The sequence below is a fragment of the gamma proteobacterium SS-5 genome, assembly GCA_009497875.2.
GTDB classification, from domain to species: Bacteria; Pseudomonadota; Gammaproteobacteria; order Chromatiales; family Chromatiaceae; genus Magnetovirga; species Magnetovirga frankeli.
This window is the reverse complement of sequence record CP032508.2, coordinates 549,224-572,000: the sequence shown is the minus strand read 5'-3', so window position 1 is coordinate 572,000 and position 22,777 is coordinate 549,224. Positions and strand designations below refer to the sequence as shown.

Genomic DNA, 22,777 nt, shown 5'->3' with positions numbered 1-22,777 from the left:
AGGTAGAGCGAAGCCTGGAGCCAAAGCCGAGATAACAGAGTTGTTTCAATGAGTTACCTATCAGACCGGGCTCACCTAGAAGGTATTGAGTGTTCGCTTTCCAACACATTGATTTTTCTCTGTGTACTCTGTGGCTCTGTGGCCAAATGCTCTTTTTAGGTTAATGATTTCCATGCGCCAGGGTGGTAACGACCCAATTTTGCGGCGCAGGTGATCAGCTGAGGTATTTTGTACCCTGGAGTGCAACGATCCTTTCTGCCACCCAGCCTCACGACATCCCTGTGCTTCGGGGTCCGGGATTGCCGTTGGGAAGGTGCTCGCTTGCTTTGCAGGGCCTGCCCGGATTCCGCTTTGCTGCACCCGGGCTACGTGGCTAGAGCTTTTTCAACTCTGCGATCTCCGCGCTTCTTTGCGCTCTCTGCGTCCTTTTTTTCTACCAGGAAACAGGGGTCAGGAAACAGGGGTCAGGTCTAGAATAGAAGCCTTTATTCTGGTGGACCAGAATACACAAGGATAGGATTAGACCTTGATGTAGCGCAAGTTCCGCGCTGCGGAACCTCTTTGCCCTGGCAATCTGTCCGCGGCCACCGCCAAGCCACTGCAGGGCCCCTTGCGCAGGCCCTGGCTTGTGCTGAATCGAGCCGCTGTACCATAGCAAGCCGTTCAACCGGAGCCTGCCGATGAGCCAGATCGACCGCTTTACCAAGGTTTCCCAAGCCCCGACCCGGCCCGGCAGCCCAGGTGCGCGGCAGGCGTTTGACGTGGCCGATCTCTACAGCGGCCCCCTAGCGCTAGAAAAGACAGACAGCGCGGCAGCGGACCAACCCTTGGATGAGAAGCTGCGCCAGGCCTATTTCTGGGTCGTCAACCACGCCATCATCTCGCCCTTCTACGACATCGAATACAACAGCACGCCGCCCATGCACTTTACCCTGGGCGACCGCAAGCTAAGCCTCAACCTGCCCACGGATCAAAGCTATTCCAGCTACGCCCTGGTGCCGCTGCTGAATCTGGCGGTGCGGCGGCGCTGCCTGCTGGTGGGCGGTCCGGGGCGGGGCAAGACCGCCATCGCCATCCTCATGGGGGTGCTGGCGGGCTACGACCTGCACGAGATCCGTCGCGCCATCCAGCACGGCCAGCCGCAGATGACCATTGCCGATCTGCTCGGCAATCCGCTGCCCTCCAGCCTGGTCAGCGCCCAGTCCATGGACGAGGTGAAGATCGCCTGGCGCCGCTGGCTGTCCATGCGGGTCAAGATCATCGATGAATACAACCGCATCCCCACTCGCACCCAGTCGGCCCTGCTCACCACCCTGGCGGACAACTACGCCGAGATCTACGACCAGATCTACGAGTGCCCACCGGCGGCCTGGTATCTGACCGCCAACGACGATGCCGGCGGCGGCACCTATCAGGTGATAGAGGCCCTGCGTGATCGCATCGACGTGGTGGTCAAGGCCCTGCACTTCAACACCCGCTTTCTCGGCGAGCTGCTGCTGCGCATCGAGGAGGGCCTGCAGCCGGAGCGCCTGGTGCCCGACCAGATCATCTTCAGCCCCGCCGAGCTGGAGCGGTTGGAGGGCGAGATCCTGGCGGTGGAGTTCCCGCCCGACCTGCGTCGGCGGCTGGAGTTTTTCGCCAGCCATTTTGAGTTTTTTGAACCGGCCGCCAATCAGTTTGAATACCTGACCAAGGACACGGTCAAGCTCTCCGGCCTGGAATTTGCCAGCCTGAACGTCGAGTCCAGCGGCAAGAGCGCGCAGATGGACCTGGGCAGCCAGTCGCTGAACGGCTTTTCCGTGCGCGCCCTGATGACCTGCATCGTCTTCATCAAGGCCATGGCCTATTTTCGCGGCGCCCGCGCCGTGGGCTTTGAGGACATGCGCCAGATGATCCCCTTCGTCATGCACGACAAGCTCAGCCAGAACCCGGACGCCCCGGCCTTCGAGCAGGAAGGGCAGCTTACCCTGCGGGTGGATCGCATCAGCTGGCTGCGCGGCCTGTTTGACCGTTCCTGTCAGGAGTTCGACCGCCTGGGCCTGGAGCGGGACGACCCCCTGAGCGAGCTGGAGGCGGAGTTTGAGCGCGGTCTGGAGGGCCTGAGCGCGAGCGAGGTGCGCAAGCGCCTGGCGCGTATCGAAGGCGTGCTGCGCGACTGGTCCAACGGGCGCAAGCTCTATGGCCACATGTTCGACGACATCCTTAAGCTCAAGTACCTGCATCAGCGCTACAGTAATTATCTGGGCTGGCTCAAGTGGCAAACCTAGTCCTGGCCCAGGCCCTGCTGCGCCAGCGCGCCGATTACAATCAGCGCTTTGCCCAGGCCCGGCATCTGCACCGGCACCTGCAGGCGGATGCCTTTTTTGCGGTACTGCGCCAGTATGCCGCGCCCCTACTGGAGCCCCTGGCCGAGGCCGATGACAGCGCCCTGGACCGGCTGGTCTCGCCACTCTACGACCTCTGCCTGCAACTGACGGCGCAAGAGTTGCTGGGGCCAGGGACTCCAGCAGGGGCAAGGCTGCCGGCGCTGGCCTTGCTGTTCGAGCGCCTGCTACCCGCCCTGACCCCGCTGCTGCTGGCCCAGCCGCGGCCGCTCCTCGCCGCCCTGGGCAATGCCGTCTATAACCTGGCACAGGAGCCAGGGGCTGACCCGACCTGCTGGATCGAGCGCCTGACCGCCCTGGCACCCCGGCTGCGGGATCTGGATAGCCTGCTGCGTGTCGGCCAGCTGGCCGCCTGGCGCTGCGGTCTGGCCCATTACCGCGAGGGTGCCCTGCAGGCCGCGTCCGCCCTGCCCCCTGGGCTAGTGGGCGCGCTCATGGAGCGGCCAGAGCTGGCGGATGCCGCCCTGCTAGCTAAGCTGGCCGACCCCTGGTACCGGCCAGACCAACCGGAAGGCGACGCAAAGACCCTGCGCCTGTTGGGCCGAATCGGCGGCTTTATCGGTTTTGACGGCCCCTTTGCCGACCCGCCCGAGCTGATGCGCTTCGATCAAGCCATCTATGCCCTGGACAGCCGCCAGGCCTGGCGTCTCTACGCCGACGCCTATGGCCAGACCCTCAAGCCGGTGGGCAACGACCTGCCCGAGGGCGAGCCGGACAGCTGGACCCACTTTGGCCTGGAGCGCGATGGCCGCGTCAGCCGTGGCCCGCACCGCGCCCAGTTTAGCCAGCTGGCCGGCTGGAGTTCAGCGGCATCCACTGAGCACTGCCTGGTGGTATCCCTGCCCCATAGCCACTATCTGTTCCTGGTGGCCCTGTGTTAGAGCGGCTCTCCCGCCTGGTTAGCGGCCCATCCCGCGCCGAGGCCCTGCTGCCCGCTTGGCGTCAGGCCTGGCCCGAGGCGCTGGCCAGCTGGAGCCCCTTTACCCGCCTGCCGCCGCCGCGCTTTCTGCTGGATGAGGCGGCGGAACAGGCCGAGGGCCTGGCGCAGAGCTTCGCCATGATCCGCCTCAACGACCACGCCGTGCTGGTCAGTCTGCGGCAGGTGGTCGAGCTGGGGCTTGAGGGCTTCGCCCGCGAGGTGCTGGCCCATGAGGTGGGCCATCATGTACTGGCCCCGGCCGATCTGGCGGACAACGCCCGCCTGCTGGCCCGCCTGCGCGCCGCCCTGCCCGGCCTGCAACAGCAGGCCGCCTGGGTCGGCAATCTCTATACCGATCTGCTGATCAATGACCGCCTGGCGCGCAGCGCCGGTCTCGACCTGGCCGGTCTGTATCGCGCCCTGCGCCCCAAGGAAGACCCCGGTCCGCTGTGGAATCTCTACATGCGCATCTATGAACAGCTCTGGTCCCTGCCCAGCGGTAGCCTGAGCCAGGGCCGCATCAGCGCGGAGCTAGCCGCCGATGCCGCCCTGGGCGCCCGCCTGATCCGGGTCTATAGCCAGGATTGGCTGGAGGGCGCCGGACGCTTCGCCGGCCTGCTCTATCCCTATCTGAGCCGAGAGCGGAACCGGCCGCAGCAGGCCTTTGGCCGCCTGCTGGACGCCAGCGCGGCCGGTAGCGGCGAGCAGATCCCCGATGGCCTGGCGGAATTGGACCCGACCGAGACCGAGGCCAACCTGGACCCACGGGATGACCCGCGCCTGTCCGGCATCGACCGGCCCGCCGAGCCGCCGGAGGCTGCCGACAAGGCCGAGACGCCCAATACCACCAGCGGACGCGAGCAACAGGGCGGCCGCAAGCGCCGCTACCGAGGGCCGCAGGACTATCTGGGGCTGATGCAATCCGCCGGGGTGCGGGTGCCGCGCAAGGAGCTGGTCATGCGCTATTACAAGGAACTGGCGCGGCCCCATCTGATCCCCTACCCCAGCCGCCGGGCGCAGCAGGCCAGTGACCCCCTGCCGGAGGGGCTGGACCCCTGGGACACGGGCGAGCCCCTGGCGGCGGTGGACTGGTTGGAGTCCCTCAGCCGCAGCCCGCTGCTCATCCCCGGCCTGACCACCCTGCAACGCCGCTATGGCGAAAGCCCGGGCGGCGAACCGGCGCGTCTGCCCCTGGACCTCTATCTGGGCATAGACTGTTCCGGCTCCATGGCCAACCCGGAGCGGCAGCTGTCCTACCCGGTGCTGGCCGGGGCCGTCATCGCCCTCTCCGCCCTACGCGCCAACGCCCGGGTGATGGCCTGCCTGTCCGGCGAACCCGGTGAGTTCGCTCAGACCCAGGGCTTTACCCGCAGCGCCGAGGAGGTGCTGCGCCTGCTCACCGGCTATCTGGGCACGGGCTACGCCTTTGGCATCGGCCGCCTGCAGGACGCCATCATGGACCCGCCGCCACCGAAGCGACCGCTGCACCTGCTGATCATCAGCGATGCCGACCTGTTCAGCATGCTGGATGACTACAAAAACAGCGACGGCAACGGTTGGCAGCTGGCCGAACAGGCGGCGCGACGCGCCGGCGGCGGGGCCAGCGCCGTGCTCAATCTGCCTTACACCTATGGCAGCGCGGAGGGCAGCGCCATCGCCCGCCTGCAGGCCAGCGGCTGGCGCGTGCATCGGGTCTCCAGCCAGGAGCAGATGCTGGATTTTGCCCGCGCCTTCGCCCGCGCCACCTACCACCGGGAGGACCTGGCATGAACCCAGCCCCCCTGCTGCACGCGCTGACCCGGCATCTGGCGGAGACCCCGGCGCCCTTTCTGGCCGAGCCGCGTCTGGGCCGCCACGGCCAGCTGTACCTGCCCGCCCTGGTCAGTGACCTACTGCTACTCCTCGGCGGCGCCCCGCTGTCAGTGGAGCAGGCCGCCGCCTTCAGCCCCAAGGACAAGACCCAGCGCAACCAGGCCCGCCTGCTGGCCATCTGCTGCTGGCTGCTGTATGCCGAGGAGCTGCGCGCCGCGCTGGCCCAACAACCCGAGCGCCTGACCCTGCTGACCGAGCGGCTGCGATTGGGGCCGGGCGAGCTGGCCGAGCTGGCCGGGCTGATCGATGCCGAGCGCTTCATCAGCGAGGCAGAGCGGCGCGAGGAACTGGCGCGCCGCGTGCTGGCCTGGCTGCAGCTGCGCCCGGCTGGCGAGTCGGAACACCAGGCCGCCGATCGTCTGAGCGCCCTGGACAGCATCGAGCGTGAGCGGGTGCTGAGCCAGGCCCGCGCCCGCAAGGAGGCGGCCAAGGCGCGCCAGCTGAAGAAGCAAATGGCGGAACAACAGGCGCGTGAGGCCGCCGCCAAGGCCAACCGCGAATGGTAGCCTGGGACGCCGAATTTGCCGCCCGCCAGGAGCGCAATCCCCTACTGGATGAGGCCGGCTGGCGCATGTTCTGCCGTCTGCACCAACATCCCCTGGCACCGCGCTGGAACTACCGCGTCGGCGACCGCCTGCAGGCCGCTGACCTGCCCGCGCTGCACGCCTATAGACGCCAGATCGCCGAGGAGCGCCCTCGCTGGCAGCCCGGCCCGCCGGACTGGCTGTTGGCCTGGATCGAACGCCTCAGACCCCAGGTGCCCCTGTGGCGCCAGCGGCTGCCGGCCGGGTTTGCCCTGCGCCGCGACTGGACCCAGATCCCCACCAGCTGCCGCGAGGACATCGCCAGCCGTATCGAACAGCTGCTGCCGCAAGAGGCCGAGCTGGAACGGCTGATCGTCTATGAGACCAGCGGCACCAGCAGCGGCCATGCCTTGGACGTGCCCAACCACCCGGCGGCGGTGGCCCTCAATCATCCCCTGCTGGAATTCGCCCTGGCCCAGCACGGGGTCCGGCCTAAGCTCGACGCCCAGCATGTCGCCTGCATCAACCTGGGCAGCGAGGCACGCACCGTCACCTTCGCCAATGTCTTCGCCGCCTGGGGCAATGCCGGTTTCGCCAAGGTCAACCTGCACCCGGCCAGCTGGGGACGGGAGCAGGCCCAGGGCTTCTTCGCCGATCTGCGCCCCGAGTTTCTCACCGGCGACCCCCTATCCCTGGCCACCTACGCCGACTGGGGCCTGGACTACCGCCCCAAGGCCATGATCTCCACCGCCAGCTGCCTGTCCAGCGGGCTGAAACAACGACTGCAAAGCCGCTACGGCTGCCCGGTGATCGACTTCTACTCCAGCACCGAGACCGGCCCCATCGCCTACGCCGGGCCGGACGATGCCGGCTTCAGCCAGCTGCCGCCGGACATCTATCTGGAACTGCTGGATGCCGAGGGTTATCCGGTGGCGGCAGGCGAGCTGGGGGAGATCTGCATCAGCGGCGGCCGTAACCCCTACCTGCCCCTGCTGCGCTACCGCACCGGCGATTACGCCCGCCTTGACCACGTCGGCAGCCGCGCCGACCCAGCCCCTCGGCTGTATGACCTGCAGGCACGCCAACCGGTGCTGTTTCGCGCCCACAACGGCACCAGCATCCACCCGCTGGACATAGGCTATGTGCTGCGCGGCCAGGTCTGGGTGCAGCACCAACTGCATCAGGCCGCCGACGGCTCCCTGCGCCTGTGCGTCCGCCCGGCGCTGGGCGTGCGCATCGACCAGCAGGCCCTGCGCCAAGGCTTCGACGCCCTGTTCGGCCCACTACCCCTGGAGATCATCGAGACCCCCCATCTGGGCAATGACCAACCCGGCGGCAAGCTGCTGTCCTACAGCTCGGAACTATCGCCGGTTTAACAACCGCCACTGGCCTGGATGGAAAGCAACGGCCCCAGTCAAACCGCCACCGCACCGGACGCCAACAGCCACATCCCCATCGACACGGACAACATCGCCCGAGGCTCCAAGCTGCTTAGTGAGCTGCCCATTCAAAACCTGGAACCGCCGTCGATCCTCGTTCCGAACTGTGTGACAAGACTAAGGCCGCTGGCGGAATCTGGAGACCAAGGTCGAGACCGTGGGCACTTCGCTATTCAGGAGTGGTAGCTTCACTGTGAAAGTCGCGAAGCGCGCGTTTGCTCCCCCTCCCCCCGGGACGGGGTTGGGGGGGGGAATAATCAGGGGCAAAACGACGCTCATTGTTTGGGGTGCCCCACACCTAGCGCAGATAGGTGTGGGGTCGCCCCATGATCGTTGGGTTTAGAATCCAATGGAGTCATTTTCTGGCTGCTTGAGCCGTTCGCTGAGCGGAGTCGAAGCCAGCAGCGGCTGGCTTCGGCTTCGCTCAGCCAGCGCTTCCGCGCTTAGTTGACGATATTGAAATAGAAGCAACCCGAATGGAATAATAGGGTATCTACATCTGTATATCTAGATACAGAAATAAGTATCTACATATAGATATATTCGAGAATGACGGCTGCGCCGTCTATTATATATTAGAAATATCCATGGAACTGTGCTATATTAGCGTTATCAGCAGATGATAACTTGTCAATCAGCGAGCGCAAATGACTGATAAATTTAGCTTTGATCACGGGCTATCCACCTTGCTAGACATGAATGGAGAGGTGTTCCCTATGGATAACGAGTATTGGACCAAGATCGAAGCCAAAGTCGTAGATCCGAATGATATGATACCGCACGGGATAAAATACTCATTAACTCTACACGATAAATATAATACCAGAATTATAGGGTATGATAATGCGCACGGCATTAAGCCCAAACGAAATAATTACTATGGCAAAAGGTTAGAATGGGACCATAAGCATGAAAGACACATAGTAACACTATACGAGTTTGAAACTGCAGCGCAGTTGCTCGAAGATTTTTGGAATGATGTAAATGGTATTATAAATGGTTCTTAATAGGTGAAATTGATATGGCTACAAAAGTAATGAAAGTTGGAATCATATCTAGGCAAGATTATATGAAAAGAACTATAGCTATAGCTAAAGGTGAATATAAGCCTAGGAGAGACGAGCCAAAAGTTTGGTTTGAATCTTTGAGTTCAATGGCACAGATTTTAAGTAGCGACAATCAGGAATTGCTTAAAATAATTATCGAGCATAAACCTCGTTCTCTCGCTGAGCTTGAAACCCTTAGCCATAGAAAGAAATCGAATTTATCTCGAACCCTAAAAACGCTTGAGAGATATGGCATTGTTGAATTGCCTAAGCAAGGTAGCAAACTAGTACCAAAAGTAAAAGCTACGGACTTTAGAGTTGAGTTTGGCTTGCATTATAGCAGCCCAGTTCAAAGTCATGCTTAGTCGGCATCTATGGCGCATTCCTAACACGGAAAATTCAGCCGACGCGCCAAAGGCGTGCGCGGCTGATTTGCGGCGTTAGCATTATAAATTTTGCAGGGTTGAATTATGGAATTGCCAAACATAGATGATAAATGCGGACTGCATTTCTCATACCGTGACTTTATAGAATGTAGTGATACATGGAAAAAAACCCGTATACGCAACGTCCCGCAACAAATAGATACGTACCGCGCCATCGAACGAATCACTCAGGAAATACTTGATCCTGTCCAAGAATACTTTGGCAAAGTAAATCTTACTTATGGTTTCAGCTCCCCAACATTGGTGAAGGAAATAAAAAAGAACCATTATCCAAACATTACGCCATCGGGTGATCAGCATTCTGGGTCAGAGCTAAACAAAAACAATAAGCTGATTTGTGATCGGCGAGGGATAGCAGTTGATTTTTATGTTGGCGGAGTTAGTTCTCTTGTCGTGGCGTGCTGGGTAGCAGAAAATACAAACTATGATCGTCTATATTTTTACTCGCCGCATAGTCCATTTCATGTAAGTGTTGGCCCAGAGAACAACAAAGCTATCGTTTATATGAAAGGATTTTTAGGCGGCAGACACCAGCCATATATTTATAGTTTAGAAAAACTAAAAGTCCACAACGAATGCTAACATTAGCCTCCAGCGGACCCCGCGCCAAAGGCGCGCGGGTCCGCTGAGGCTTGGCGTTAGCTGAAATAATAAAACATGAATATCAGCATAGAAACAACATATTACAACTGCTTGCTCTCACTTGATGACATTAAGAGTGATGGAAAAGATGATTTTGAATGTCTTCTAAACTTCAACGCTGGCTGGCTTTCTTGGAAAAAATTGGGGTCTGTCCCCTAATATGCGTTAGCTGCTTGTTTCTTCATTTCCAAGTGACATTTCCACATGATTTTTTCTTAAACAAAGATCGCCATAGGTGCTCTTTCCCAGGTGGAGCACCAATTTTTACAATCTCAACAAATCCTTTAGAAACAGAATTGCCCGCGTTTTCAGTAATAGGCCCTGCATAAAAAGTAGAATCGCGCAATTCAATGATTGGAACTGTAGGCTTCGCATCGACTTCGCCATAACCGAATGCAAGAATATTCACCTCATCAGGATGTTGTGAGATATACTTTGACAAATCCAGCGCTGTAGTAGATGAAATGTATTGGGCAAGAAGATCCTGAAGAAGCCAGATGGTTTTGCCATTCCAAGCAAGCCCGACTTGAGATTTTACGATCAACTGACTAACCATTCTCGCCCATACTTGGCGATAGTTAATTCCTGGACCGTTATGATTTTCTGGAGAAACAACGGCATCCTCACAAGCCATTGCAATCTGGGTTCGCTTCTTTTTATCTCCCCCTGATGTGCTTGACGTCATGATTTCAACAATAACAATTGGATCAGAAGGAAAGTCATCAATCCAAAGCTCGCCGTTTCGGGATGCTAATGTATATTGATTGTCTTCAGCCATTTTTTGGGTTGCGCCAAGACCCTTTCCAACAAGGACGGCTACTTCAGATAGTTTTTTTCGGCTCGAGCCAGCTATGACATAATCAAAAGTGTAATCGAAGGATTTTGCCTCCTCGTCATCATTGGTGGTTTCCACTTTCATTTTAACTTCAGACCATGCCCGGTAGAGTTTTCCCTGTTCAAGATTTGAATATTTGACCAATTGCTCACGAACATGAGTTTGATAGTTGGACTTCTGCCCTTTCAAGGACAACAAACGACGTGGGCAAACAATCCATGGCTGTTCAGAATCTCGCAAACGCAAAGAGCAAACACCGGACTGGACTATTTTCTTTCCTGGGAAAAACTTCCCCAGCTTTGGATTCTTACTGATGTCTAGTGCGGAAAGGTAACGGTTTCCACCACCGTCACATTCGGCATCCATAAAAGGGCACCATGCTTTTTTTCTGTTGTCAGAGGCTTCTACATTCCAGCAGTCAAGACGATAACCGTACAGTTCAAATATTTTGCTCATCTAGAAATCCTTTGATTTGGAGTGCCATTGCTGTAGCCAAGGGGGGCGGGACAGAATTGGCAATTTGCCTGTGCTGATCTAAGTTTGGAACCGACCCCGTTCTTGATCGAATAGGCCCCTTCAATATGTAGCTGTCAGGATAACCATGTATTCGCATGTATTCTCTAGGAGTCAAATATCGACTTTTAGTAGGGTGATAAAAGATTTCCCCGCACCGCAATGTATTTGAGGGGCGTTTTCGGTGAAGGCGTAAATATTTTGTTGTATCCTTTGGTGACAAACCACAACGGAGTTCTTCCCCAAGGTGGGTTTGGGCCGCTAAATAAGAGCCTTCAGGGACTTGAGCAATTCGCTCACGATCTCGTGGTGGAGTTACATCGACATGGCTGTCCTCCCTGTCGTACACAGTTTTGCCTTTAATTTTTGGGTCTGGCTCTGACAGTCCATTTAGAACTTCACCTATTCCGATGTATGGCTTGTACGAAAATAACCCATTGCATTCCTCTATAGGCGCGTGTGTTCGTTCAGGGTAATAAAATCCGTTGCGTCCTCTGGTTGCTATGACAAAAAGCCGTTCCCTTAATTGTGGAACACCGTAATCGGCTGCCATAATGACGCGCCACTTCGGTGTGTAGTCTATGGCTTCCAGTTCTCCAAGGAACTTTTCAAATACTTCGCCCCGCCTATTGTTTTGCCCCTTTGAGGAAAGCAACCCTTTGACTTGCTCAAGAAAAATAACTTTAGGCTGCATCTCTTTAGCAAACCTAATTATTTCAAAAAGGAGTAGTCCTCGTTCATCTTCCAAGCCACGCTGCTTTCCTGCCAAAGAGAAGGATTGGCAAGGTGGCCCACCGAAAAGTAAATCAAGTTCACCCTTCTTTACGGATAATTCGGTCATTAATTGCTTTGGGTTAAGATTTCGTATGTCTGCATGAATGACTTTAGAACCATACCCTTGGGCTTCGGCGTTGGCCTCAAGTGTTGCGCAGCAGTGCTGGTCTAACTCTATCTCTGCAAGAATATTGAAACCTGCATCCCGTACGCCTATGTCCATGCCACCAGCACCCGAAAACAGGCTTATGGCTTGTAACTCTTGCTTCTTCAAATTTCGACTCCGTAAAATTTTGGGTTCATGCAGCTAACATGTAATGGACGGACAAGCCGTCCCGTGAATAATCTCTAAATGTAGAGATGAATATCTAGATTTAGTTATCTTGTCTCTATATTTAGGCATGCACATATAGATATCTACATTTAGATCTCTATATGTGCATACCCGATTTAATTACGGTGACAGTTTGCCTATTACCTTGTTCTTCCGTTCCGTGGATTTTTCTGAATCTGAACATCCTAACCCATAAACCCCAAATCCTACTCCCCACCCCGCATCAATTCCATCAGGTCATCGGTTGAGGGCAGGGCGGTGCTTTCTTCGCCGGAGAGCACGCCTTCGGCGAGGGCGCGTTTGGCGTGGTGGAGTTGGATGATGCGCTCTTCGATGGTGCCCTGGCTGACCAGGCGATAGACGGTGACCGGGCGTTGTTGGCCCATGCGGTGGGCGCGGCCCATGGCTTGGTCTTCGGCGGCGGGGTTCCACCAGGGGTCGGTGATGACGACGTAGTCGGCGGCGGTGAGGTTGAGGCCGAAGCCGCCGGCCTTGAGGCTGATGAGGAAGAGGTCGGCCTCGCCGGCCTGGAAGGCGTTGACGCGGCGGGTGCGTTCGGTGGCAGGGGTGCTGCCGTCGAGGTATTGGTAGCTGATGGCGGCTTCGTCCAACGGCTGACGCAGGATTTGCAGGAAATCGACGAACTGGCTGAACACCAGGGCCTTGTGGCCGTTGGCGACCAGTTCGGCGGCGAGTTCGGCGAAGGCCTGCAACTTGGCACCCTGGCTGGCGAAGCGCTCGTTGACCAGGCGCGGGTCGCAGGCGGCGCGGCGCAGGCGGGTGAGCTGGGCGAGGATGTGGAAGCGGGCACTGCCGGGGCCGCCTTCCTTCATGCTCTGTTCGATGTCCACCAGGGCCTGGCGGCGCAGGGCCTCGTAGTGGGCGGCCTCGGCCTGGGGGAGTTCGATGTCCATCACCAGTTCGGTGCGGGCGGGGAGCTCCTGCAGTACCTGGGTCTTGGTGCGGCGCAGGACGAAGGGGGCGATGAGGCGGCGCAGGATGTGCTGGGCGTTGCGGTCCTGGTCCCGTTCGATGGGGTTGGCGAAGCGCTGGTTGAAGCGGGGCAGGCTGCCGAGCAGGCCGGGGTTGGCGAAGCGCATGATCGACCAGAGCTCGGCCAGGCGGTTTTCCACCGGGGTGCCGGACAGGGCGAGGCGGAAGTCGGCCTCCAGCTCGAAGATGGCCTGGGCGCGCTTGGCGGCGGCGTTCTTGAAGGCCTGGGCCTCGTCGCAGATGAGACTGTGCCAGCGCCGGCTGGCGAAGCGATCGCCGGCCTGTTGCAACAGGCCGTAGGAGACGATGATCAGGTCCATCGGCCCGGCTTCGGCGATCAGGCTTTCGCGGTCGGCCTCGCTGTAGAGGCTGGCGTTGAGGTTGGGGGCGAAGCGGGCGCATTCCGCCAGCCAGTTGCCGCACACCGAGGTGGGCGCGACCACCAAGGCCGGGCCATCGGCGGCGCGGGCGAGCAGCACGGCCAGGGCCTGCAGGGTCTTGCCCAGGCCCATGTCGTCGGCGAGACAGCCGCCAAAGCCAGCGGCAGCGAGGCGCATGGCCCATTGGTAGCCGTCTTCTTGATAGGGGCGCAGCTCGGCCTGCAGGGCCTTGGGCAGCTTGGGCTGCAGGTCCTGGGCCTGTTGCAGTTGCTCCAGGGATTGACGAAAGCCCTTGTCGAACTGGGCGTTAAGGCCGTCGAGCTGCTCCTGCAGCCAGGGCAGGGCCAGGCGCGGCACTTGCAGCTGGTTCTTTTGGCTTTCCACCACCCCAGCCAGTTCGCTCAGGCGCTCTTTCAGGCGGCGGCTGAGGGCGGCGTAGCGGCCTTCGCCGAGGGGGATGAAGCGGCTGCCGCTGCGCCCGGCTTGCAGCAACAGCTCGAAGCTGACCACCAGGCCTTCGTCCAGCTCGGCCTCGCCCTGCAGGTTGAACCAGTCCTGCTGGGATTTGACCTGCAGCTTGACCGCCGAGCCTTCCAGTGGGATGACCTGCACCGGCTTGCCCTTGGGCCAGTCGAGCCCGGCCAGGCCGTCCAGTTGCGGTAGTAGTTCGAGGGTGCCCAGCGCTTGCTCGGGGTCATCCAATAGCCATTCGCAGCCGCCTTGCAGTTGCGGATCGACGAGAAAGGGCAGGGCGTCCAGCAGTTGATTGAGATGCTGCTGTTCGGCCTTGAGGTCGCGCTGGCAGCCGAGGGTTTCCTCGCCTATACGGCCGATCAGCTGCTTGCGACCCTGCCCCGGCGGTAGGCGTGGGCCATCGGGACCCAGGGGTGCGGCCACCAGGCGCAGCAGCAGATCTTCGCCGACCGGGCTGAGCTCGGCGCGCAGGCGGCTTTCCGCCGTTACCTCGCGGCTGGCCTGAACTGCCTCGCCCTGCACCTGGAACTGACCGGCGAAGCTGTGCATCAGCTCTTGCAGGGGTTCCTTGGCCTGCTCCGGCAGCTTCAGACTCTCGCCCAACACCTGGGCGATGCGCTGCTGCGCCGGGCTGAAGCGGATCAAGCGCAGGCGGCTGGGGCTGTCCTGCACCAGGGTGGTGAAGCAGAGATCCCGCAGGGAATCCTGCTCGGCGTTACTCAGATAGCTGTAATGGCTCAGATGCTCCAAGCCACGGGGCTTGGGATTGATGCGCAGGACGAAGCCGCCGCGCTGGGCCTTGAGTTCCAGTTCCGGCTGGCCTTCAACCAGCTCCAGCAGTTGCTCGGGCTGATCTTCCAGCGCTACCGCCGGGTGGCCGACCAGGGCGGCGATGGCGCTGGCCAGGTCAATGCTGAAATAGCGTTTGTCGTAACGATCCGGCCGAATCGAGGCGAGCAGTTTCAGATCCCAGGGAGCTAGGTCGGCGGCCTTCATCAGCTGGTTGAAGCTGATGGCTCTGGGTTTGTTCCAGCCGCGTTTGCCATGGGTTTGCTGCAGGGGCTTGATGCCTTTGAGGGCTCCATCGGCGTCGATCCTCAGGGTCCAGATCAGGCGTGTGCTGCGGCTTGGGGTTTGTTCCTGGGGTTCGGCCAGGCTGCGCAGCATCTCCAGGGTCTGGCGCCAGGGCTCTGGCTGCGCGGCGGTGAAGAACCAGTCGGGCACGGGCTTGTCCTGCAGCCGGTCCCAGGCGGCATTGAGCCAGTCCAGCAGGGCCTGACGGCCGCTATCGCGTAGCTGTCGGCGATACGCATCGATCTTCGGCTGGAGGGTCTTGATCCTGGCCGGGGTCAGACCCAGGGTCTGGGGGCCGAGCCAGGCGCAGGCCAGCAGAAAGGTCACATCGCCCAAATGCACCTCATCGGAAAGGGTCTCGCTGAGATCAAACTGGTTTTCCTTCAGCCCCAGGCGCACCTCCAGAACATGCACCCAGAGGCCCCAGTAGCTGGAGGGTTCCGGCTTGCGCTTGCGTGATTCCGCGAGGCAATACTTCAACGCCTTTTCCAGCTGCGCCTGATCATTGCTGGCCATGAGGGCAAGGGGATAGTGCCAGGCTGAGCTATGGGGCAGCAGATTGCGTTTCAGGCCGGTGAACTTACGCCCCTGCTTCAGGGCTTCTTCAAACAGGGGTATGGCTTTGTCGAACTGGCCTTGCAGGGTCAGGACCGAGCCTTCGAAGTACTGGCAGTAGTGGGCTGTTACGGGAGCCTTTTCCAGCCCCTCCAGCCATGGCTTTATGGCTTGCCATTGGCCCTGTTGCAGCAGGTTTTCGACCATCGTCAGACGGACATTTTCATCCAGGTTTTGCGGCACCGTCTGCAGCTGCTGGTGGATATAGTCCAGCAGGGGTCGATTGGGGTTGGTGTAGAGATTAACCTGCTGGGTCAGAGCCTGATGCAGGAAGTTGTTGCGAATGGCCGGTAGCATGCGCTCCACCAGCAGGGGGTCCCAGGGATCAAGGCCCAGCAGTGCAAGATACTCATAATAGAAGCCGTTATGTGAGGCGAACAGGTCAAGGCTGGCATGGAATGTATCGGCATTTTCCGCCGTGGCCAGCATCAGGCGCAGTACCCCCAGGCTTGAGGCCAGATCGTGCAGTCCCCAGCTATAGATGCTGCGGTGGATATAGCCGACGGCAGGATAAAGGGCTCCTGTCAGCTGGCCTGCGGTATAGCGATTGAGCAGATGCTCATACAGCGGGACGCGGATTTCATGCTTGAGGACCAGGAATTCAGCCGGGTATCGACCTTTAAGCAGGCGCGGCTTGGGTGTGTCCAGCAGCTTTTTCTGTTTCAGCTCCTGCACCATGGCGGTCAATTCTCCCGCCTGGTAGGCCTTGCCAGCGGCGTTCTTCAGGTCCAGGGGGGCAAGTATCTTATACAGTGTGGTCTTGGGCTGGGCCTCCCAGGCCAATGCCAGGGCCAGGGCCAGGTGGCCGGCCTCATGGCTGAGGCCCTGGAGGATGTCCTCTGCGCGGCTGAATTTCATGCTAACTCCGGATTTGATTTAACCTCTGGATAACCACCGAACCTACCCGATCAAGCCAAAACAGGTCAGGACGCAGAGAACGCAAAGAAGCGTGGAGATCGTAGAGGTACAGAGGTGTTCTTGCAGAAAGAATAACTCAACGCTCCACGCACGCGCTGCGCTTCTCGGCATCGTATCTGCCCTGTAGCCCGGATGTAGCGAAGCGATGTCCTGAGCGGTGTCCTGAGCCTGCCGAAGGGCCTGTCGAAGGGCGGAATCCGGGGAGTTCTTGACCTTGGCGGCCTTCATCGGAAACCGGCATGATCAGCTCATGCGGGAAAAGGGGTCAAGCGGGAAAAGGGGTCAGGTCTAGATTTTAGACTACAAAGTATGTCTTTTACTCTAAAAGAAGGAAATGACTATGATTCTAGACCTGACCCTATTCTGTTCGTAATTCTCGCTCGCTGAGATACTTGAGCACCTGGGCGGCGGCGAACAGGCCGAAGCTGGCAGTGACCGCCATGGAGGAGCCGAAGCCGGAGCAGTTGAGGCTGGCGTCGGACTGGGGGCAGCCCTGGCTGGGGCGGGACTGCTCCTGTGAATAGATGCAGGGCACGCCGAAGCGGCGCTTGGGGTTGCTGGAGAAGCCGTAGCCCTGACGCAGCTGCTTGCGCGTCTTGGCCAGCAGGGGATCGTGCTCGGTGCGGCTCAGATCGGCCAGGCGGATCAGGCCCGGATCGCGCTTGCCGCCAGCGCCGCCCAGGGTCAGCAGGGGCAGCTTGCGGCGCTTGCAGTGGTGGATCAGGGCGGCCTTGACGCGGAAGTTGTCGATGCAGTCGAGCAGATAATCACAGTCCCCTGGCAGCAGCGCGCTTAGGTTTTCCTCGCTCAGCATCTGTTCTAGCGAATGCACCCTGGCCTGGGGGTTGATCTGGCCGATGCGCTGGCCCAGGGCCTGGGTCTTGGCCATGCCCAGGGTGGTGTCCAGCGCCTGTAGTTGGCGGTTGATGTTGGATTCGACCAGGTGGTCGGCGTCGATCAGGCTGAGCTGGCCTATACCGCTGCGCGCCAGCGCCTCCACCGCCCAGGAACCTACCCCTCCTACCCCGACCACGCAGACATGGGCGCTGGCAAAGCCCTGCACAGCGGTCTGGCCATAGAGCCGGGCCACCCCGGCAAAACGCCGCTCCTGGCCGCTTTCCGCGCTGTTATCCTGGCGGCTCATTCCACGGTGACAGACTTGGCTAGGTTGCGCGGCTGATCCACGTCGGTGCCCTTGAGCACGGCGACGTGGTAGGCCAACAGCTGGAGCGGCAGGGTGTAGGCGATGGGGGCGACCAGCTGCGCCGAATGCGGCAGGGCCAGCACGGTATAGCCCTCGCCGGTCTCGCTGAGGCAGACGGCCTCATCGGCGAACACATAGAGCTGGCCGCCGCGGGCGCGGACCTCTTCCAGATTGGCCTTGAGCTTGTCCAGCAGGGCGTTGTTGGGGGCTACCGCTACTACCGGCATGTCCTCGTCGATCAGCGCCAGGGGGCCGTGCTTGAGCTCACCCGCTGGGTAGGCCTCGGCGTGGATGTAGGAGATTTCCTTGAGCTTGAGGGAGCCCTCCAGGGCGATGGGGTAGAGGCTGCCGCGACCGAGAAACAGGGCGTGCTGCTTATCGACAAAGGCCTCGGCCAGTGCGCGGATCGGCTCGTCCAGCTGCAGGATGCGCTCGCACAGCCCCGGCAGGCTGCGCAGCTGGGCCACTAGTTCGATCTCGTCGCAACCGATCAGGCCACGGCTACGTCCCAGGGCGCCGAGCAACAGCAGCAGCGCCGCCAGCTGGGTGGTAAAGGCCTTGGTAGAGGCAACGCCAATCTCCGGCCCGGCGTGGGTCAGCAGCACCAAGTCAGATTCGCGCACCAGGGCACTTTCCGCCACGTTGCAGATGGCCAGGCTGGCGACATAGCCCAGCTGCTTGGCCTGACGCAGGGCGGCGAGGGTATCGGCGGTCTCGCCGGACTGGGAGATGCTGACGAACAGGCAATCGGCCAGCACCACCGGCTGGCGGTAGCGGAATTCGCTGGCCACCTCGACACTGCAGGGCAGACCGCAATAGCGCTCTATCCAGTAACGTGCGGTCAAGCCGGCGTGATAGCTGGTGCCGCAGGCGACGATCTGCACCGCTCGCACCCGCCCCAGCAGCTCCTCGGCGGCGTAGCCAAAGGCGCTGATCAGCAGGCAGTCGGCAGACAGCCGCCCCTCCAGGGTGTCAGCCAGGGCGCGGGGTTGCTCGTGGATTTCCTTGAGCATGAAGTGGCGGTATTCGCCGCGCTCGACGGCATCGGCGGATAGGCGCGACTCATGCACCGGCCGCTCCACCGGCCGCAGCTCGGCGTCATAGACCTTAACGCCGTCGCGGCTCAGCTCGGCGATGTCGCCCTCTTCGAGGATGATGAAGCGCTGGGTCACCGGCAGCAGGGCGGCCATATCGGATGCGATGAAGTGCTCGCCAAAACCCAGGCCGATCACCAGCGGGCTGCCGTGGCGGGCGGCGACGAGCCGCTCGGGCTCGGCCTGACAGATCACCCCCAGGGCGTAGGCCCCCTTGAGCTGACCCAGGGTGCCCTGCAGCGCCTGCAGCAGGTCATGGCCCTGGTCCATCTGATCGGCGATGGCGTGGACTATGACCTCGGTATCCGTCTCCGAGCTGAAGCTATGGCCGGCGGCGCGCTGGGCGCTGCGCAACTCCTGATAGTTCTCGATGATGCCGTTGTGCACCAGGGCCACTTGGTCGCCGCTGAGATGCGGATGGGCGTTCTGCTCCGAGGGGGCACCGTGGGTGGCCCAGCGGGTGTGTGCCAGACCCAGCGAACCGCTCAGCCCCTCCGCCGCTACCGCCTCCGCCAGGGCCTGCACCTTGCCCAGGCGGCGGCAGCGCTGCAGGCGCTGGTCCGGCTGAATCAGCACCAGGCCAGCGGAGTCGTAGCCGCGGTATTCCAGCCGCCGCAGGCCTTCGATGAGGATTTCGCGCAGATCGCGCTGGGCGATGCCGCCGACAATGCCGCACATTATTTCTGCTCCTTCTGTGGCCGTTTCCAGCCCTTGAGGGTCATCTGCTTGGCCCGGGTCAGGGTCAGCTCCCCATCGGGGGCGTTCTTATTGATCACCGAACCGGCGCCAATGGTAGCACCCGCGCCGATTTCTACCGGCGCCACCAGGGCGCTGTTGGAGCCGATGAAGGCACCATCGCCGATCCGCGTGCGGTGCTTGTTGGCACCGTCGTAGTTGCAGGTGATGGTGCCGGCGCCGACATTCACCTTGCGGCCGATCTGGCTGTCGCCGATGTAGCTGAGGTGGTTGATCTTGCTGCCCTCGGCCACCTGGGCGTTCTTGGTCTCGACGAAGTTGCCGATGTGGTTGTGCCCGGCCAGCTCGGTGCCGGGGCGGATGCGAGCGAAGGGGCCGATGCGGCAATCCGGGCCGATCAGCGCCTGGTCGATGACGCAGTGGGGCAGCACCTGGGTGCCGGCAGCGATCTGGCAGTCCTTGAGCAGGCAATGGGCGCCGATCTGCACCCCATCTCCCAGCACCACTTCGCCCTCGATGATCACATTGATGTCGATCAGGCAATCCTGCCCCGCCTGCAGGCGACCGCGCAGATCAAACCGCGCCGGATCACGCAGGCTCACCCCAGCGCGCATCAGCCCCTCCGCCGCGCGGTGCTGGTAGCGGCGTTCCAGGTCAGCAAGCTGGACGCGGTCGTTGACGCCGAGGATCTCGTTGGGATCAGCGATCACCACCCCCTCCACCGGCACCCCATCGGCCACCGCCAGGCCGACCACGTCGGTGAGGTAATACTCGCCCTGGGCGTTATCGTTGCCGATGCGCTGCAGCCAGCCCTGCAGTTGCGCCCGATCCAGGCTCATGATGCCGCTGTTGACCTCGCGAATCGCCAGCTCCTCGGCATCGGCGTCCTTGTGCTCGACAATCCGCTGCACATGGCGCAGATCATTGCGCACAATGCGGCCATAGCCGCCAGGATCGGCCAGCTCGGCGGTCAACAGCCCCAGCCCGCCCTCGGCGCAGTCCAGCAGATGGCGCAGGGTCTCGGCGCGGATCAGGGGCACATCGCCATAGAGCACCAGCAGCCGATCCAGTCCGGCCACCGCCTCCATCGCCTGGGCCACCGCATGGGCCGTGCCCAGCCGCTCGGCCTGCTCCACCCAGACCACCGGCGCATCCGGCAGACTCTGGCACAGCAGCTCGCCGCCATGGCCATAGACCAGGGCGATCAGCTCCGGCTGCAGCTCCAGGGCGGTGTCGATGACATGCTGCAACAAGGGCCGACCGGCCAGGTCGTGCAACACCTTGGGCAGGGCCGAACGCATGCGCGTGCCCTGACCGGCGGCGAGAATGATGATGCCGAGCTTCATGGGGTTCCTTTGGGTTGCTGTGAACAACATTGGGGTTTGCCACTCATCGCCTGCTGCTGTGCCGAGCATAGCACAGGGCCCCGTACCGCCTCAGAAGCTGAAGCCCTGGGCCTGTGCTGGTGCCTCTTCCAACAGGGGGATCTGGGTCTCGAACAGGGCTTGGCATTGCCATTGGTCCTGAGCGCTGCGGCGGATCAGGCAGGCCTGCATGGCCGGGGCCTGGCCGATGACGGCAAACAGGCGGCCGCCGGGGACCAGGGCCTGTTCCAGCCCGGGATGACGCCGCTGCAGGGCACCGGCGTTGAGCAGGATGACATCGAAGGAGCCACCGGGCAGGTGCTGCACATCGCCCCGGCTGAGGGAGATGTTGTGGATGCCCAGCCGCGCCAGCCGCTTGCCGGCCTCGGCGCTGTAGTCGGGGTTGCTGTCGATGCTGGTGACATAGCCCCCCAGTCGGGCCAGACAGGCGCTGAGGTAGCCGTTGCCGGTGCCTATCTCAAGGATGTTGTCGTTGGCGCGGATGGCCAGGGCGTCGAGCATGCGCGCCTCGACTCGGGGTGGCGGCAGGCAGCGGCCCCCAGCCAGGGGGATCTCCAGATCGGCAAAGGCCAGGTTGCGGTAGGCGGCGGGTACAAAGTCTTCCCGCGGGATGCTTTGCAGGGTCTCCAGCACCCGGTCAGAGATGGGGCTCCAGGGACGGATCTGCTGCATGATCATGTTGTGGCGCGCCGTTTCGAGTAGGGCTTGATGCATGGGTAGGGGCCTGTCTTGTGGGGTTGAACTGGGCCGGATTATCCCGGAAAGGTCATTTGCCGCGCAAATGCCGCTGGCCGCTGATCTCCGATGCTCAAGTTGAGTTCTGACCGGGGCGGGCTGGGTAGGCCGCCCTGTCTGGGCGGAAATCCTCGTGATCAGGGCTGGCGCTGGAACTTCAGCCGCTGGCCGTTGGCCTGTTGCGCTACCTGTTCACCATCATAGACCTGCAGGCCGTTGACCCAGGTGGCGGCGATACGCGAGCGCAGGCGGCGGCCCTCCAGGGGCGACCAGCCGCATTTGTACAGCAGCCGTTCCCGCTCTACCCGATCCTCGGCGTTCAGGTCCACCAGGGCCAGGTCGGCCCAGTAGCCTTCGCGCAGGTAGCCGCGCTCGGCCAGGTCGAACAGCCGTGCCGGGCTGTGGGTGAGCTTGTCCAGCAGCAGTTCCAGCGCGATCAGGCCGTCGTGATACAGCTCCAGGGCCATGGGCAGGGCGTGTTGTACCAGCGGCAGGCCGGCCGGGCAGTTGAAGTAGCTGCCGGCCTTCTCCGCCAGGGTGTGGGGGGCGTGGTCGGTGCCGATCAGATCGATGCGGCCATCGATCAGGGCCTGGCGCAGGCCATCGCGATCGGCTCGGGTCTTGATGGCCGGGTTGCATTTGATCAGGCCGCCCAGCTCGGCGTAGTCGCCCTCATCGAAATACAGATGGTGCACACAGGCCTCGGCGGTGATCCGCTTGTCCCCCTGGCCTGGGCTGAAGTGGGCCAGTTCCCGCGCCGTGGTGATGTGCAATACATGCAGGCGGGTGTCGTGCCGCCGGGCCAGCTCCACCGCCAGGGCAGAGGACTTCCAACAGGCCTCGGCGCTGCGAATCCGGGGATGCAGGGCCATGGGGATGTCTGCGCCGTACTGCTCACGGTAGCGCGCCTCGTTGGCCTGGATGCTCGGCGTGTCCTCGCAATGGGTGGCGATGAGCATGGGGGCCTCACGGAAGATGGCCTCCAGTATGGCCGGGTCGTCCACCAGCATGTTGCCGGTGGAGGCCCCCATGAATACCTTGATGCCGCAGGTCTGATCCGGGCGCAGGCGCTTGATCTGCTCCAGATTGTCGTTGGTGCCGCCCAGGTAGAAGGCAAAGTTGGCGTGGCTGCGTCCGGCGGCCCGTTGGTATTTGGCCTCCAGGGCATCCAGGGTCACCGTCTGCGGGTTGGTGTTGGGCATCTCCATGAAGCTGGTGATGCCGCCGGCCACGGCGGCGCGGGATTCGCTGACCAAGTCTGCCTTGTGGGTCAGGCCGGGGTCGCGAAAATGCACCTGATCGTCGATCATTCCCGGCATCAGCAGTCGACCCGCGGCATCGTAAACCTCGGCCCCGGCCGCTGGGATGTCCGCGCCAATGCGTGCTATGCGTCCCTGCTCGATCAGCAGGTCGCCCTCGAAACGCTGGCCCTCGTTGACCAGCAGGGCGTTTTTGATCAGGGTCTGGGTCATGTCTTGGTT

Annotated in this window: 16 protein-coding genes; 8 read left to right on the top strand and 8 right to left on the bottom strand. The window is 61.2% G+C overall.

Features of this window, described 5'->3' with window-relative positions:
- Positions 1-680 precede the first annotated feature (680 nt).
- From D5125_07905 to D5125_16970, 8 genes are all read left to right on the top strand, one after another.
- Positions 681-2,267 (top strand): AAA family ATPase, encoded by a 1,587-nt coding sequence (locus tag D5125_07905; GenBank protein ID QFY89419.1) that lies wholly within the window; start codon positions 681-683, stop codon positions 2,265-2,267.
- Complete coding sequence (locus tag D5125_07900; protein ID QFY89418.1) at positions 2,255-3,265, top strand: hypothetical protein; 1,011 nt, start codon at positions 2,255-2,257, stop codon at positions 3,263-3,265. Before D5125_07905 ends, D5125_07900 begins: the two co-directional genes overlap by 13 nt.
- A complete protein-coding gene (locus D5125_07895; GenBank protein ID QFY89417.1) occupies positions 3,259-5,073 on the top strand; it encodes a VWA domain-containing protein in 1,815 nt (604 codons plus the stop codon). The genes D5125_07900 and D5125_07895 overlap by 7 nt, the downstream gene beginning before the upstream one ends.
- Positions 5,070-5,681: a hypothetical protein gene (locus D5125_07890; protein ID QFY89416.1), complete on the top strand. Its 612-nt coding sequence runs from the start codon at positions 5,070-5,072 to the stop codon at positions 5,679-5,681. Before D5125_07895 ends, D5125_07890 begins: the two co-directional genes overlap by 4 nt.
- A complete protein-coding gene (locus tag D5125_07885) occupies positions 5,675-7,075 on the top strand; it encodes an AMP-binding protein (protein ID QFY89415.1) in 1,401 nt (466 codons plus the stop codon). Before D5125_07890 ends, D5125_07885 begins: the two co-directional genes overlap by 7 nt.
- A 710-nt stretch (positions 7,076-7,785) precedes the next feature.
- Entirely contained in the window at positions 7,786-8,145 is a 360-nt protein-coding gene (locus tag D5125_07880; GenBank protein QFY89414.1) for a hypothetical protein, read from the top strand.
- 14 nt (positions 8,146-8,159) lie between these two features.
- Positions 8,160-8,549, top strand: coding sequence for a transcriptional regulator (locus D5125_07875; protein QFY91088.2), 390 nt, complete (start codon positions 8,160-8,162; stop codon positions 8,547-8,549).
- Positions 8,550-8,654: 105 nt separating this feature from the next.
- Entirely contained in the window at positions 8,655-9,212 is a 558-nt protein-coding gene (locus D5125_16970; GenBank protein ID QPB72223.1) for a hypothetical protein, read from the top strand.
- A gap of 241 nt (positions 9,213-9,453) precedes the next feature.
- Here D5125_16970 and D5125_07865 read toward each other — a convergent pair whose 3' ends face one another.
- The 8 genes from D5125_07865 to D5125_07825 all read right to left on the bottom strand — a co-directional run bounded on the left by D5125_07865 (position 9,454) and on the right by D5125_07825 (position 22,768).
- Complete coding sequence (locus tag D5125_07865; protein QFY89412.1) at positions 9,454-10,563, bottom strand: hypothetical protein; 1,110 nt, start codon at positions 10,561-10,563, stop codon at positions 9,454-9,456.
- Positions 10,547-11,668 carry a DNA cytosine methyltransferase gene (locus tag D5125_07860; GenBank protein QFY89411.1) on the bottom strand — a complete coding sequence of 374 codons (1,122 nt, stop codon included), beginning with the start codon at positions 11,666-11,668 and terminating at the stop codon, positions 10,547-10,549. The genes D5125_07865 and D5125_07860 overlap by 17 nt, the downstream gene beginning before the upstream one ends.
- A gap of 266 nt (positions 11,669-11,934) precedes the next feature.
- The gene (locus D5125_07855) at positions 11,935-14,742 is read right to left on the bottom strand and encodes a DEAD/DEAH box helicase (GenBank protein QFY91087.1); all 2,808 of its coding nucleotides are present in this window, start codon (positions 14,740-14,742) and stop codon (positions 11,935-11,937) included.
- A gap of 1,798 nt (positions 14,743-16,540) precedes the next feature.
- Complete coding sequence (locus D5125_07845) at positions 16,541-17,326, bottom strand: tRNA threonylcarbamoyladenosine dehydratase (GenBank protein QFY89409.1); 786 nt, start codon at positions 17,324-17,326, stop codon at positions 16,541-16,543.
- A complete protein-coding gene (gene glmS / locus D5125_07840; GenBank protein QFY89408.1) occupies positions 17,323-19,158 on the bottom strand; it encodes a glutamine--fructose-6-phosphate transaminase (isomerizing) in 1,836 nt (611 codons plus the stop codon). The genes D5125_07845 and glmS overlap by 4 nt, the downstream gene beginning before the upstream one ends.
- Positions 19,158-20,522 carry a bifunctional UDP-N-acetylglucosamine diphosphorylase/glucosamine-1-phosphate N-acetyltransferase GlmU gene (glmU, locus tag D5125_07835; protein ID QFY89407.1) on the bottom strand — a complete coding sequence of 455 codons (1,365 nt, stop codon included), beginning with the start codon at positions 20,520-20,522 and terminating at the stop codon, positions 19,158-19,160. The genes glmS and glmU overlap by 1 nt, the downstream gene beginning before the upstream one ends.
- Positions 20,523-20,612: 90 nt before the next feature.
- Positions 20,613-21,275: a protein-L-isoaspartate O-methyltransferase gene (locus D5125_07830; protein ID QFY89406.1), complete on the bottom strand. Its 663-nt coding sequence runs from the start codon at positions 21,273-21,275 to the stop codon at positions 20,613-20,615.
- Positions 21,276-21,433: 158 nt separating this feature from the next.
- Complete coding sequence (locus tag D5125_07825; protein ID QFY89405.1) at positions 21,434-22,768, bottom strand: dihydroorotase; 1,335 nt, start codon at positions 22,766-22,768, stop codon at positions 21,434-21,436.
- Positions 22,769-22,777 lie beyond the last annotated feature (9 nt).

What these genes read in the sequence shown, in the direction of transcription:
- D5125_07905 (QFY89419.1), top strand. Translation starts at nt 681, where the DNA reads ATGAGCCAGATCGACCGCTTTACCAAGGTTTCCCAAGCCCCGACCCGG.
- D5125_07845 (QFY89409.1), bottom strand. Translation starts at nt 17,326, where the DNA reads ATGAGCCGCCAGGATAACAGCGCGGAAAGCGGCCAGGAGCGGCGTTTT.
- D5125_07885 (QFY89415.1), top strand. Translation starts at nt 5,675, where the DNA reads ATGGTAGCCTGGGACGCCGAATTTGCCGCCCGCCAGGAGCGCAATCCC.
- D5125_07880 (QFY89414.1), top strand. Translation starts at nt 7,786, where the DNA reads ATGACTGATAAATTTAGCTTTGATCACGGGCTATCCACCTTGCTAGAC.
- D5125_07825 (QFY89405.1), bottom strand. Translation starts at nt 22,768, where the DNA reads ATGACCCAGACCCTGATCAAAAACGCCCTGCTGGTCAACGAGGGCCAG.
- D5125_07865 (QFY89412.1), bottom strand. Translation starts at nt 10,563, where the DNA reads ATGAGCAAAATATTTGAACTGTACGGTTATCGTCTTGACTGCTGGAAT.
- D5125_07890 (QFY89416.1), top strand. Translation starts at nt 5,070, where the DNA reads ATGAACCCAGCCCCCCTGCTGCACGCGCTGACCCGGCATCTGGCGGAG.
- D5125_16970 (QPB72223.1), top strand. Translation starts at nt 8,655, where the DNA reads ATGGAATTGCCAAACATAGATGATAAATGCGGACTGCATTTCTCATAC.
- glmS (QFY89408.1), bottom strand. Translation starts at nt 19,158, where the DNA reads ATGTGCGGCATTGTCGGCGGCATCGCCCAGCGCGATCTGCGCGAAATC.
- D5125_07875 (QFY91088.2), top strand. Translation starts at nt 8,160, where the DNA reads ATGGCTACAAAAGTAATGAAAGTTGGAATCATATCTAGGCAAGATTAT.
- D5125_07855 (QFY91087.1), bottom strand. Translation starts at nt 14,742, where the DNA reads ATGCTGCGCAGCCTGGCCGAACCCCAGGAACAAACCCCAAGCCGCAGC.
- glmU (QFY89407.1), bottom strand. Translation starts at nt 20,522, where the DNA reads ATGAAGCTCGGCATCATCATTCTCGCCGCCGGTCAGGGCACGCGCATG.
- D5125_07830 (QFY89406.1), bottom strand. Translation starts at nt 21,275, where the DNA reads ATGCATCAAGCCCTACTCGAAACGGCGCGCCACAACATGATCATGCAG.